12 protein-coding genes are annotated in these 12,914 nt (G+C 36.7%); 2 read left to right on the forward strand and 10 right to left on the reverse strand.

What is annotated here, in order from left to right; translation table 11 throughout:
* Positions 1 to 47 precede the first annotated feature (47 nt).
* A complete protein-coding gene (locus Q1W72_RS08100; RefSeq protein WP_099713855.1) occupies positions 48 to 1,850 on the forward strand; it encodes a lysophospholipid acyltransferase family protein in 1,803 nt (600 codons plus the stop codon).
* Positions 1,851 to 1,917: 67 nt separating this feature from the next.
* Here the strand turns inward: Q1W72_RS08100 and Q1W72_RS08105 are convergent, their stop codons facing one another.
* From Q1W72_RS08105 to Q1W72_RS08115, 3 genes are all read right to left on the reverse strand, one after another.
* Complete coding sequence (locus Q1W72_RS08105) at positions 1,918 to 2,382, reverse strand: DUF2752 domain-containing protein (RefSeq protein ID WP_099713856.1); 465 nt, start codon at positions 2,380 to 2,382, stop codon at positions 1,918 to 1,920.
* Between the two features lie 120 nt (positions 2,383 to 2,502).
* Entirely contained in the window at positions 2,503 to 2,736 is a 234-nt protein-coding gene (locus Q1W72_RS08110) for a DUF4234 domain-containing protein (protein WP_302137868.1), read from the reverse strand.
* A gap of 51 nt (positions 2,737 to 2,787) precedes the next feature.
* Entirely contained in the window at positions 2,788 to 4,137 is a 1,350-nt protein-coding gene (locus Q1W72_RS08115; protein ID WP_367881677.1) for an NAD(P)-dependent oxidoreductase, read from the reverse strand.
* 144 nt (positions 4,138 to 4,281) lie between these two features.
* Between Q1W72_RS08115 and nhaA the strand changes: the two genes are divergently transcribed.
* Positions 4,282 to 5,445 (forward strand): Na+/H+ antiporter NhaA, encoded by a 1,164-nt coding sequence (gene nhaA, locus Q1W72_RS08120; RefSeq protein ID WP_099716221.1) that lies wholly within the window; start codon positions 4,282 to 4,284, stop codon positions 5,443 to 5,445.
* A gap of 110 nt (positions 5,446 to 5,555) precedes the next feature.
* On the opposite strand, the gene Q1W72_RS08125 is transcribed toward nhaA, so the two are convergent.
* From Q1W72_RS08125 to serS, 7 genes are all read right to left on the reverse strand, one after another.
* Complete coding sequence (locus Q1W72_RS08125; RefSeq protein ID WP_302137869.1) at positions 5,556 to 5,936, reverse strand: Dabb family protein; 381 nt, start codon at positions 5,934 to 5,936, stop codon at positions 5,556 to 5,558.
* A 139-nt stretch (positions 5,937 to 6,075) separates the two neighbouring features.
* Entirely contained in the window at positions 6,076 to 6,852 is a 777-nt protein-coding gene (gene proC, locus Q1W72_RS08130; protein ID WP_282727810.1) for a pyrroline-5-carboxylate reductase, read from the reverse strand.
* 145 nt (positions 6,853 to 6,997) lie between these two features.
* Positions 6,998 to 8,350 (reverse strand): magnesium transporter, encoded by a 1,353-nt coding sequence (mgtE, locus tag Q1W72_RS08135; RefSeq protein ID WP_099713861.1) that lies wholly within the window; start codon positions 8,348 to 8,350, stop codon positions 6,998 to 7,000.
* Positions 8,340 to 9,119, reverse strand: a complete 780-nt coding sequence (rsmA, locus tag Q1W72_RS08140) for a 16S rRNA (adenine(1518)-N(6)/adenine(1519)-N(6))-dimethyltransferase RsmA (protein WP_302137872.1) — start codon at positions 9,117 to 9,119, stop codon at positions 8,340 to 8,342. Before rsmA ends, mgtE begins: the two co-directional genes overlap by 11 nt.
* Positions 9,120 to 9,283: 164 nt before the next feature.
* Positions 9,284 to 9,595, reverse strand: coding sequence for a DUF4286 family protein (locus Q1W72_RS08145; protein WP_099713863.1), 312 nt, complete (start codon positions 9,593 to 9,595; stop codon positions 9,284 to 9,286).
* Positions 9,596 to 9,662: 67 nt separating this feature from the next.
* A complete protein-coding gene (locus tag Q1W72_RS08150; RefSeq protein WP_302137874.1) occupies positions 9,663 to 11,438 on the reverse strand; it encodes a tetratricopeptide repeat protein in 1,776 nt (591 codons plus the stop codon).
* A 93-nt stretch (positions 11,439 to 11,531) separates the two neighbouring features.
* A complete protein-coding gene (serS, locus tag Q1W72_RS08155) occupies positions 11,532 to 12,803 on the reverse strand; it encodes a serine--tRNA ligase (protein WP_302137875.1) in 1,272 nt (423 codons plus the stop codon).
* Between the last annotated feature and the right edge of the window lie 111 nt (positions 12,804 to 12,914).

A 12,914-nucleotide genomic window follows, 5' to 3' on the forward strand; every position in this document is an offset into this window, starting at 1 on the left:
AGTTTTTTGCTATCTTTGTTTCTTGCTCTAAAAAAACAAAAAAATACATGGGTTTAGTAACCGCGAAAGAAGTTGCAAAAGCAATAAATGCAGACAAGTACGGAGTTCTGGGGACTTTTTCTGGCTGGATGCTAATGAAGGTGCTAAAAATCTCTACCTTAAACAAAGTATACGACAGAAATAAACATTTAAAAGACGTTGCGTTTTTAAATGGGGTATTAGATGATCTACAAATAAAATTCGAAATTCCGGAAGAGGATTTAAAACGTTTACCAAAAGACGGTGCTTATATCACCATTTCAAATCATCCTCTAGGAGGAATTGACGGTGTTTTATTATTGAAATTAATGCTTGAAAGAGAACCTAATTTCAAAATTATCGCCAATTTTCTTTTGCATCGCATTGCCCCTCTCAAAAAATACATCATGCCTGTGAATCCCTTTGAAAATCACAGGGATGCTAAGTCAAGCGTAGTGGGAATCAAAGAAACCTTGCGTCATTTAAGCGATGGAAAACCGTTAGGAATGTTTCCTGCGGGAGAAGTTTCTACGTATAAAGACGGAAAATTAATGGTGGATAAACCTTGGGAAGAAGGTGCTATTAAAGTAATTAGAAAAGCCCAAGTTCCTGTTGTTCCCATTTATTTTCATGCTAAAAACAGTCGATTATTTTATTTACTTTCTAAAATAAGCGGCACTTTTAGAACGGCAAAACTGCCTTCGGAAGTGTTCAGCCAAAAACATCGTGTGATAAAAGTACGTATTGGCAAACCTATTTCGGTAAGTGAACAAAACGAACACGCAACGATTGAGGAATATTCCGAGTTTTTGAGAAAGAAAACCTATATGCTCGCCAATCCTTTCGAGAAAGAAAGTAAATTGCTGACGCCTCCAAATTTGAAACTTCCTAAAAGTCCGAAGAAAATTGTTACTCCTGCCAATAGTGAGAAAATGATTGCCGAAGTAGATGCTTTAAGAAGCACGGATTGTCGTCTTTTACAAAGTAAAAACTACGAAGTTTTCTTTACTGAAGCTGCTAAAATTCCAAATATTCTGCACGAAATTGGCCGTCTTCGAGAAATCACTTTCCGCGAAGTTGGAGAAGGAACAAACGAATCCATTGATTTAGACAAGCACGATCAATATTACCATCATCTTTTTTTATGGGATAATGAAGCTCATAAAATTGCCGGCGCATATCGAATGGGTTTAGGTTCTGAAATTTATCCGAAATACGGAATAAATGGTTTCTACCTCAACGACTTATTCCGATTTGAACCGGAATTAAATGATATGATGCACAAGTCTATCGAAATGGGCAGAGCTTTCATCATCAAAGAATACCAACAAAAACCAATGCCTCTTTTCTTGCTTTGGAAAGGAATTATGCATACTACTTTGCGTTTTCCAGAACATAAATATTTGCTTGGTGGGGTGAGTATCAGCAATCAATTTTCTGATTTCTCAAAATCATTGATGATTGAATTCATGAAGTCCAATTATTACGATCCTTATATTGCACAATACGTTCACCCTAAGAAAGCTTACAAAGTAAAACTGAAAGATGCCGATAAGGATTTCATATTTGACGAAGCCGAATCTGATTTGAACAAGTTTGATAAAATTATAGATGAACTGGAGCCAGGAAGTTTGCGTTTGCCGGTTTTGATTAAAAAATACATCAAACAGAATGCAAAAGTTGTTGCTTTCAATGTGGACCCGCTGTTTAACAATGCTGTTGACGGATTAATGTACATCAGAATTGCAGATATTCCGGAAAGCACCATGAAGCCCGTAATGGAAGAGTTTCAGGCAGAATTGGAACGAAAATTAAATGACAAAGAAGATTAATATCAATTAGATATAAAAAAATCCCGTCTCGTTCTAAAAAGACAAGACGGGATTTTTTATTTCTAGTTTATCTCCAGATGGATTCTTTCAAAATAGAATCTAAAGAATTGTTTTTTATAAAGAAAATCAATCTTATGATATGATATCCAACAAGAAAAATACCCAAACTACAGGCTAGTCTTTTATTGTACATAACAGTATTAAAATACTCTTTTTTAGTAATTAATTCCATAGACAGTATAACAATGCTGACAATACTAAATGCAATCACAAAAGGACCTAATATATGATAGCTTATGCTCTTGTAAAAATCTCCCTGATAAAAATAAACCAATGATTTTGTAATTCCACAACCCGGGCATGGAAAGCCTGTAATCATTTTGAAAGGACACAAAGACTGATCGGTCTCAAGATGATTATCATCATTAAAAAACATTAAAAAAAACGGAACCATAAGTGTGAGAACAGCGCCTATAATTCCGTAAATTTTACGTTTATCTTTACTATTAATTGTATAATTTATTGATGTCATTTTGAACTATCATTGCGGCAATCATTGGAAAGAAAAGCCCTAAAATAAGCAGCAAAACCGTATCGTCTTTTTGAGCTGAACCAGATCTATGATATACATCAGGAAGTCCGTCTCTGCCAGCTAAATAAAATAAATATTTACAGGATAACAACAGCCCGCAAATATGGCAATGGGTTGTGAAATAACTTCTCTCTCAGAAACAGCATTAAAAACTTCTGCAACTTTAATATTCCAATAGATTAAATACAATCCACAGGTTAAAAACCCAAAAATTAATACTAATACTGGATCTACTTTAAATACTGGAATGGGTTTCCTTGGAGTGTTCCAAGTTTCTTGTGCGATTTCTTCCATTTTGGTTTGGTTTGGTTAAATTTAAGTTAGTAAATATTGAAATTAAAAATTTTATTGAAATGCTGTATCGATTGGTTCCCAAAGTTCTATCTTATTCCCTTCGACATCCAGAATCCATCCAAATTTTCCATACTCATAAGACTCCATATCACCTACAATTGTTACACCTTCTTCTGACAATTTTTGTAATAATTTTTCTAAATCATCCACTCTAAAGTTTTGCATGAACTGTTTCTCGCTTGGCGCAAAATAATTGGTATCATCTGCAAATGGCGACCATTGGGTAGAACAATCATTCCCATCTTTATCTTTCCACCAAAAAGTGGAACCATATTGATCCGTTTTTAAACCCAGGTGTTTTCCGTACCAAGCTACCAGTTCTTTAGGATTTTCTGATTTAAAAAAGAAACCTCCAATTCCCGTGACGCGTTTCTCCGGCTCCGCATCTTTGGCTTGACCAAAATACTTTGCTTTTATTTTATCAACTATGACTTGCGCCAATCGTTCATGGCTTTCGAATGTCCAACCGGCAATATGCGGACTCAAAATCACATTCTTGGCGTTCAACAAATACTGGAAAGCTTCGGGAGTATTTTTATCTTGAAACAGCGTTTCGAATGACAACTTCTCATATTCCAAAACATCCAAACCAGCTCCTAGAATTTTTCCGGATTGCATGGCCGCAACCAAATCGGCAGTGGCAATATTCTTGCCACGAGACGTATTTATAATCCAAAAAGGTTTGGCGAATCCATTAATAAAATCACTGTCAACCATTTTATCTGTTTCTGGAGTCCACGGAATATGCAAACTCACTACATCTACTTTTTGCTGGAATTCTTCCAATGAAACCTGCTTTGCATTTACATCGCCTACATTTTCTTGAATATCATAACACAACACTTCGACATCAAAACCACGGAGTTTCTTGGCGAATGATTTTCCCATGTTTCCGTAACCAATAATCCCCACTGTTTTTCCGTCAAGTTCATGGCCACGATTGCTTTCACGGTTCCAATGTCCGGATCGTATCTCTCTGTCCGCTTCATTTAGTTTATTAAAAAGCGACAATATCATCCCTAATGTATGTTCGGCAACAGCATTTCGATTTCCTTCGGGAGCAGCGATAAGCGTAATGTTTTTGGATGCTGCATAATCGCAATCGATGCTTTCTAGTCCGGCTCCAACGCGTGCAATGAATTGCAAATTAGTGGCTTTGTCCAAGAAAGTCTTGTCAATTTTGAATCTGCTTCGAATGACAATTCCCTGATATTCTTGAATTTTAGATTCAATTTCTTCTTTTGACGACGTAAAATCGCTGTGATTTATAAATCCGGACTGTTGCAATTGATCCCAAAGCAAAGAATTATTGCTATCGATATGAAGGACTTTGATATCCATAAAAGTAGTATTTTTTGATACTTCAAATTAACAAAAAATTTACGGTTTATTGTTTTATCGAAGGAAATTAGCTCATAAAATCGTAAATTAGCTTTCTAAATTTTTATTATAAATCTCATGCTTATAATAAATGAAAAAACAAAAATGAAATTAACGAAAACATTCAACGCTTTTTTTGAAAGCGAAAAAGCCGGTGGACTCTTATTACTTTTTGCAACAATACTCTCTCTTTTATTAGCCAATTCATCCATTCAAACTGAATATATAGCTTTATGGGAAACCAATATTGGAAGTCATTCCATAACACATTGGATTAATGACGGCTTAATGGCTATCTTTTTTCTTTTGATTGGTTTAGAATTAGAACGCGAAATGTACCAAGGAGAATTATCCAGTATTAAAAATGCCGCTTTACCTATTTTTGGCGCATTAGGCGGAATGGTTGTCCCGGCCGGAATCTTTTTACTGTTAAATTTTGGAACCATCACACAAAACGGAGCCGGAATTCCTATGGCGACTGATATTGCTTTTGCTATTGGAATCCTGTCACTTCTAGGAAATCGTGTTCCTACATCACTCAAAGTATTCTTGACTGCGCTTGCTGTAATTGATGATTTAGGTGCTATTATGGTAATTGCAATATTTTACACGGACACTATTGCTTTTATGAATTTGTTTATCGCTTTTGCCATTATGGGCGGTCTATTTATCCTTAACCGAAGAAAAGTTCACAGCCTCATTCCTTATTTGATTGGTGGTGCCGCCATGTGGTATTTTATGTTAAATTCTGGTGTACACGCAACGATAACCGGAGTATTATTGGCCTTTGTAATTCCGTTTGGTGATGGAGGCAAGAAAACTTCTTCGTATCGATTACAGCATTTTTTACACAAACCGGTGGCGTTTTTTATTCTTCCTTTGTTTGCCGTAGCCAACACTTGTATTGCCATAAATTCAGATTGGCATGAGGGATTGAATCATCCCAACACAATTGGAATTATACTTGGTCTTGTGGTAGGAAAACCATTGGGGATCTGGTTATTTTCATTCCTGGCTGTTAGTTTAGGAATTTGCAGTTTGCCTAAAGACCTAAAGTGGAGCAGTATTCTAGGTGCAGGAATGCTGGGCGGAATAGGTTTCACGATGTCTATTTTTATAACCTTACTTGCTTTCAAAAACGACGGAGAAGAAGTCATTACGTATTCAAAAATTGCGATTTTGATTGCTTCCTTTATTGCGGGAACCATTGGTTTTTTATGGTTGAAATTTAGTTTGAACCCTGCTAGAGCAAAAAAAATGAAGATTTAACCAATAGAATTAGTTAATGTCTCTAATAAAAAAAGTGGTGTTTAGTTTTAAAACTAAACACCCTTTTTTATTGAAACTTATGATTAGGCTATTTATAAGCTAAGTCCGTTTTACTTATTAGTCCAATAATCAACTACGGTAACTTTCTCTGGAGCCGGACTCAAAACAGCTACAAAAGCTTTGTGATCCGGATGAATCAAATACGCATCTCTATCAGCTTCACTGTTGAATGTTAAGGTAAAACAATGCGTCAAACCATTATTCAAGTTTTCAGGACTGTTATTGATTCCCCATTCATACGCTTTTATCAATTTGATTTTATGTTCCAAATTCCCAAAAGCTGCTACCACTTTATCAATTGCTGCCGCATCGGTTCCGGGTTTCCAACCAAACATCACCACATGCCTAAGCACTTGTTTTTGTTTGCCTTGCTGAGCGTTTACAGTGTAACTTGAAATTAAAATAAGAGTTAAAAGAAGTAGTTTTTTCATGGTAGTTTTTTTTCAAATATAGTATTTATTTGATTGTGTAAACAAATATCAATATTTGCGAAGCTTAAGTAAAAAAAATTGCGCAAAGTCAGAGACATTTGCGCAGCTTATATAATCAAGATTTTACGGAACTAGAGACTTATCCTTTGATTTGTTTCAAGGACGTTTTGATTCCTCGTATCAGGGACGAACTGAATCCGTGCATTTCCATTTCGTTCAATCCGGCTATGGTACAGCCTTGTGGTGTAGTTACGCGGTCAATTAATTGTTCCGGGTGTACTTTTTCTTCCAGCAGCATTTCGGCAGCGCCTTTTACGGTTTGTGCTGAGATGGCTAATGCGGTTTGCCAGTCAAATCCTATTTCGATTCCGGCTTGCATCGATGCGCGAATGTATCGCAACGCAAAAGCAGTTCCGCTGGCCGCAAGAACAGTTGCTGCATCCATTAATTTTTCGTCAATAATAGGAGCCGTTCCTAAACTCTGAAAAAGAGAAACTACATCTTGCGCTTTCTCTTTGTCTTTTTCGTGAAACGCAATACAAGTTGCTGATGCGCCAAACTGTGCCGCAATATTGGGCATGATTCGGATGGCACTATTAGCAGCACCGATTTTGTTTTGTAAATTTTCTATGGACAATCCACTCACTGCCGATGCGATGATTTTACTCGAAATTACTGGAAGGATTTCGGCTAAAACGGTATCCACTTGATATGGTTTTATGGTCAAGATAATGACATCTGCCTCCTGAATCTGATGGATATTATTCGTAGAAACCGTAGCGCCCAATTTTTCAAGATACAGAATGCTTGATGTGTTTCTTCTGGTTACGGTAACTTGGTTCTCTGGTGAAAATTTTGATAGTCCTAATGCGATAGAAACACCTAAGTTTCCGCCGCCAATAATGTGTACTTTCATGCTAGTTGTGGTTTTTCCTCTCCCCTCCCGAAGCTTCAGGACTCTCCAAAGAAAAGTAAGCCGTTAGGGAAAAGTGTTGGTTGTGTAGTTATAGTTGTATTAGTTATTTTTTAATTTCTCTCTATTCTCTTAGTTCAATTCTTTCTTAAAATCCCAGAATCATTTTTGCTATCGAAAAATAAATCAGAATTCCGCAAATATCATTACTGGTAGTGATAAAAGGTCCGGTTGCCAATGCGGGGTCAATGCCAAATTTATCGAGTAACAACGGAACAAAAGTTCCTATTAACGATGCAATAATAATTACCGACATCAATGCTATAGTAACAATAACGCCAATAATCAATTCGACATTCAACAGAAAATGACTTCCTAAAAACAATATCGTAGCCAAAATCAGTCCGTTTAATAAACTTAGTGACACTTCTTTGACCAATCTATTAAACAAGGATCCGCTCAACGTATTGTTAGCCAAACCCTGTACTATAATTGCTGATGATTGTACGCCTACATTTCCTGCCATTGCGGCAATAAGTGGTGTGAAAAAGAACAAATTCCCATGCTCAAACATCGCTCCTTCAAACAAGCCGAGCACTTTTACGGAGATAAAACCACCCAAAAGAGCCAAAACCAACCAAGGCAATCGTGCTTTTGTATGTTCAAAGATGCTGTCATCCGCTTCAACGTCTTGCGAGATACCTGCTGCCAACTGGTAATCCTCATCAGCTTCATCCTTGATTACGTCTACAATGTCATCAATGGTGATTCTTCCCACTAATCGTCCCATTTCATCTACGACAGGAATGGCTTCCAAATCGTATTTTTGCATGATTCGGGCCACCTCAACATCTTCGGTATCTACTTTTACGGAGTTTAATTTCCGGATGTAAACATCACTTACCGGTGTTCTGGAAGAAGTGGTCAATAAATCCTTAAGTGACAAACGACCTTTCAATCTATCTTCATCATCCACGACATAAATCGAATGGACTCTGGAGATGTTTTCGGCCTGAATGCGCATTTCTTTTACACACGTCAGCACATTCCAATTTTCATTGACTTTAACCAATTCCTTGTGCATGATTCCACCTGCGGTATCCTCATCATAACGCAATAAGTCAACAATATCTTTGGCGTGCTCAACATCCTGAAGTTCTGATATTACTTCGGCTTTCAAATCTTTCGAAAGCTCCGCAATAATATCGGCTGCATCATTTGTTTCCAGCTCATCTAATTCTTCCGCAATCTCTTTTGGCGAAAGCCTGCTTAATATATTTTCTCGCAAATCATCTTCCAGTTCCAGAAGAATTTCGGCGGTTTTTTCACTGTCTAAAACTTTAAAAATATAGGTCGCTTCATTAAAATCAAGCTCATCGAGAATTTCAGCAATATCAGCATGGTGCATATCATTCAATAAAACTTCCAGTTGCTGGTCGTTTTTATTTTGAATGAGTTGCTCTAATTCCTGAATTAATTCTTTGCTGATTTTAAACTCCATCGGCTTCTATTTTTTGGGTGAGTTCTATGAACTGTTCTACATTTAATTGTTCTGGTCGAAGGTCAAAAATTTTATCTTCTCTCAAACTATCCGACAAATTTAAGGTTTTTAAACTATTTCGTAACGTTTTGCGTCGCTGTTGAAAGGCCGTTTTCACTACCGTGAAAAACAATTTCTCACCACATGGCAAGCTGTAATCTTTCTTTCTGCGCAAACGTAAAACTCCCGATTTTACCTTTGGTGGCGGAATAAATACATTTTCATCAACTGTAAATAAATACTCGGCATCATAAAAAGCCTGAACCAGAACCGACAGAATTCCATACGCTTTTGTTCCCTTTTTTTCACAAATACGCTGCGCCACTTCTTTCTGGAACATGCCTGCAAATTCCGGAATCTGATCGCGGTATTCCAAAGTTCTGAAAACAATTTGTGTCGAAATATTATACGGGAAATTCCCTATGATAGCGAATTGTTTCCCTTCGAAAATATCGTTGATGTTGTATTTCAGGAAATCTTTAGAAATGATTCTGTCTTTTAATTTTGGATAATTTTGGTCCAAATACGTCACTGATTCCGTATCGATTTCAATAACGTACGTATTCACCGGTTTATCCAACAAATATTTTGTCAAAACTCCCATTCCCGGACCTATCTCTAATACATCATCATATCCTTCTAAGTTCAACGTGTCAGCAATGTCTTTTGCAATGCTTTCGTCTTTAAGAAAGTGCTGTCCGAGGTGTTTTTTGGCTGTTACTTTTTCCATGTTGTCATTGCGAGGCACGAAGCAATCTCGCTTTATTTTAAGTTTATTTTGGCACTAAGGCACAAAGTGTATTTTATTTCAAATTGGAGGTCGCAGATTGCGACTTCAAGATTGTGGTTCAAAACGACAATCTGAATGTGATTGCTTCGTTCCTTGCAATGACTCTAAAAATCTGCAATCAATTCTAATTCTGTTCTAAAAGCAAGCATTTTGTCTCCAAACAACTTCGCTCCTTCTTCGCGAAAAGCCGGCGCATCCTCCTGATAATATTTCTCCAAAGTTTCTTTGCTGTCCGTTGCGTATTGAACAGAGTAAGTTACTCCGCCCATTTCTTCTTCAATTAAAACCCTTACCATTCTAGCCGAAGAGAATTTTCCAGTAGCCAAAATTTCAGGAATATGTTTGTATTGCATCCAAATCATCCATTGATCGTGAACGCTTTCATGTATGTTTGTGGTAACGTTGTATAGTATCATTTTTTTTGTTTAACTGGTTAATTGTTTAACTGGTTAATCGACTCAACAATTAGACAGTTAAACTTTTTTACAAATTAGTATCTCCTCGCAATTGTCTGAATTTCTTTCTTGCTTCCACAAAATAAATACTGTCCTGATGATTGAACAATACCTTTTCATATAATGGTTTTGCTTTTTCAGGTAACAATTGCTTGTTATAAATTTCTGCCGAAAAATACAACGCTTCATCTATGTAAATTCCGTCGCTATGTTGGTCAATAATCGTTTGGTATTGGCTTAAAGCCAAAGCAAAATCACCTTTCTTTTCATATATTTTCCCTAATCGCAACAAGCTCACGGCCTCTATTTCTTGTCCTTTATAGTTTTTCAAAATCGTCTGAAACTGCGTTACCGCTTCCTGATTCCTGTTTTGATACAACAGATAATCTCCTTTTGCAAATTGCTTCAAAGCCGTTTGTGTCGAATCTGCAACAGTATTGTCGTTGATTAACAGAAAATATTCCAAAGCATCATTGGCAATCAACTGCGTATTCGCGGATTTCAATTCCTTAAATTGTTTCAATGCCCAAGCAAAATCGGTTTTGAAATAACTGGTTTTTGCGGCTTTCAAACTGGCTTCATGTGCCATTACATCATTCTTCAAATCCAATTCAATCTGCGAATAATAAATCAAAGCCTGATTGAATTTTTCTTCGTAAAGTAAAATATCTGCCAGTTCCATTTTGGCATTAGCCACTTCATAATCATTCAATTTCAATTCCAATGCTCTCTTGACAATTGCCTTTCCTTCCTCTGGTTTTTTCAAATTAAATGCCGTGAAATGTGCCTGAATCAGCTGCAAAGATAAGGTAAAAGGACTTATTTCAAATTGTTTCAATAAACCGTCTAATTCTGTGCTGATGGTTGCAAAGTCATTTTCGGATGCTTTTTCAATTTTCATGGTTACCAAATACGAATTCGCCTGGATCAGCAATTCTAAATCTTGTGTGTTTTCCAATACAAATCCCAAAATTTCTTTAGCTGCTTCCTGATTGTCTTCTTCAATGGCCAGTTGCCCTAAATTCACAATATTGGCAAGCGATTCCGGATTGCGTTTGTAAATAGCTTTTTCCTGAATAAATGCTTTTTCGAATTCTTTTTGCTGTACATAAAACCAACTCAAATAATGGTTCCAAAAGAGATCTTGATTTTTCTGAGTCCTTAGAATTAATGCTTTGCGCAATATTTCATTGAAGTTTGCATCACCTTCGTCAGCCATAAAACGAACCAATTGATTTTGGATTCTAATGGAGTTTTGAGGATTCGCAAACGCCTCGTCCAGAAAAGTGGAAATCATCATTTCCATATTAGACAATTGACCGTAAAGCAATCCTATTTGATAATTAAAATTAAAATTAGGCTCTAATTCTGTGGCGGTTTGGTAGGATTTCAGGGCGTATTCGAGCAACACTTTTTTCTCAAAAGCGTTTGATATTCCGTAGACTTCATTTGGATTTTTTCTGATTCGGTCTAATGCTTGATCGTAGTACATCTTAGCTTTGACATCATTTTTTTGCAACTGAAAATTATAGCCTAATTCTACCAGAAGATTCCCTTGATTGTACTTGTTAAATCGTTCTTGAATGGCTTTTTCGGCACTTTCAAACTGTTGCAATTGCTGAGAACAATCTATTATTCTTAAGAAATACTGGGAATTTAATGGAATCTCTTGCAGCAACTCTTCATAGCTGATTTTTGCTTTTTCAAAATCGCCTTTGTCATAATAATACTGCGCTAATTGTTCGTTTTGAGAAAAACAAAGCAATGAAAAAAACAGGGTAATATGTAGAAAAATATTTTTCATCTTAAAAGTGTTCAGTATTCAGTGTTCAGTTTGCCAAACGGTGCATTGTCCAAAAAGCTAACTGAACACCGATCACTGAGGACTGAACACTAATTAATCTATAATATCAAACCCGCAATACGGACGTAAAACCTCAGGGATTACAATTCCTTCCGGAGTTTGGTAATTTTCTAAAATTCCAGCCAAAACTCTTGGCAAAGCCAATGCGCTTCCGTTTAAAGTGTGTGCCAATTGGTTTTTTCCGTCTTTGTCTTTGAAACGCAATTTCAAACGATTCGCTTGGAAAGTCTCAAAGTTAGAAACGGAACTGATTTCTAACCAACGATCCTGCGCGGTAGAAAAAACTTCGAAATCATACGTCAAAGCCGATGTGAATCCCATATCTCCACCGCAAAGACGCAAAATTCTGTATGGTAATTTCAATTCCTGTAATATATTTTTAACGTGTTCCACCATTCCGTCCAAAGCTTCGTATGACTTATCAGGATGTTCTACACGTACAATTTCCACTTTGTCAAATTGGTGCAAACGGTTCAATCCACGTACATGCGCTCCGTAAGAACCTGCTTCACGACGGAAACATGGCGAGTAAGCCGTTGTTAAAACGGGTAATTCATTTTCGTTAAGGATTACATCACGGAACAAATTCGTTACCGGAACCTCAGCCGTTGGAATCAAGTATAAATCATCGGTTTTATCATGGTACATTTGCCCTTCTTTGTCCGGCAATTGTCCCGTTCCGTAAGCAGACGCTTCATTTACCATGTGCGGAACCTGAACTTCATTATACCCTGCAGCCGTATTTTTATCCAAGAAATAATTGATCAAAGCACGTTGTAAGCGAGCTCCCTTTCCTTTATAAACAGGAAATCCTGCGCCTGTGATTTTCACACCCAATTCAAAATCAATGATATCATATTTTTTTACCAATTCCCAATGCGGTTGCGCTCCATCATGCAAAACTGGAATTTCCCCTTCTTCAAAAACGTTTAGGTTTTCCTCCGGTGTTTTTCCAACAGGAACAATATCAGCAGGAAGATTGGGTAACGTATATAATTTCTCTAAAAGTTCAGCGGCAAGCGCATCAGCTGTTTCCGCTAAAGCTTTGCTTTTCTCTTTGTTTAAAACGGTTTTTTCTTTTAGAATTGCGGCTTTTGCTTTCTCTCCGCCTTTCATCAATTCGCCAATATCTTTGGATAATTTATTAGATTCGGATAAAATATTGTCTAGCTCCACTTGCGTAGCGCGACGTTTTTCATCCAGTTGTACCACTTCTTCAACAACACTTGTAGCATCGATGTTTCTCTTTGCCAAAGCCTTGATTACTTTTTCTTGATTCTCTCTAATAAATGCGATTTGTAACATAGCTTGATTTTTTTAACGCTAACTTTTATAATAATGGAAGCAAATTTAAGGAAATGTTTGATAGAAATGGGGGAAAAAATTCGTCAAAAGTCGAAAGTCATAAAGTCCAAT

Origin of the sequence: Flavobacterium sp. ZE23DGlu08, assembly GCF_030505335.1 — a bacterium.
Lineage (GTDB): Bacteria > Bacteroidota > Bacteroidia > Flavobacteriales > Flavobacteriaceae > Flavobacterium > Flavobacterium algoritolerans.

What these genes read in the sequence shown, in the direction of transcription:
- rsmA (WP_302137872.1), bottom strand. Translation starts at nt 9,119, where the DNA reads ATGGAAAAAGTAACAGCCAAAAAACACCTCGGACAGCACTTTCTTAAA.
- mgtE (WP_099713861.1), bottom strand. Translation starts at nt 8,350, where the DNA reads ATGGAGTTTAAAATCAGCAAAGAATTAATTCAGGAATTAGAGCAACTC.
- Q1W72_RS08105 (WP_099713856.1), bottom strand. Translation starts at nt 2,382, where the DNA reads ATGACATCAATAAATTATACAATTAATAGTAAAGATAAACGTAAAATT.
- Q1W72_RS08150 (WP_302137874.1), bottom strand. Translation starts at nt 11,438, where the DNA reads ATGAAAAATATTTTTCTACATATTACCCTGTTTTTTTCATTGCTTTGT.
- nhaA (WP_099716221.1), top strand. Translation starts at nt 4,282, where the DNA reads ATGAAATTAACGAAAACATTCAACGCTTTTTTTGAAAGCGAAAAAGCC.
- proC (WP_282727810.1), bottom strand. Translation starts at nt 6,852, where the DNA reads ATGAAAGTACACATTATTGGCGGCGGAAACTTAGGTGTTTCTATCGCA.
- Q1W72_RS08115 (WP_367881677.1), bottom strand. Translation starts at nt 4,137, where the DNA reads ATGGATATCAAAGTCCTTCATATCGATAGCAATAATTCTTTGCTTTGG.
- Q1W72_RS08110 (WP_302137868.1), bottom strand. Translation starts at nt 2,736, where the DNA reads ATGGAAGAAATCGCACAAGAAACTTGGAACACTCCAAGGAAACCCATT.
- Q1W72_RS08100 (WP_099713855.1), top strand. Translation starts at nt 48, where the DNA reads ATGGGTTTAGTAACCGCGAAAGAAGTTGCAAAAGCAATAAATGCAGAC.
- Q1W72_RS08145 (WP_099713863.1), bottom strand. Translation starts at nt 9,595, where the DNA reads ATGATACTATACAACGTTACCACAAACATACATGAAAGCGTTCACGAT.
- serS (WP_302137875.1), bottom strand. Translation starts at nt 12,803, where the DNA reads ATGTTACAAATCGCATTTATTAGAGAGAATCAAGAAAAAGTAATCAAG.
- Q1W72_RS08125 (WP_302137869.1), bottom strand. Translation starts at nt 5,936, where the DNA reads ATGAAAAAACTACTTCTTTTAACTCTTATTTTAATTTCAAGTTACACT.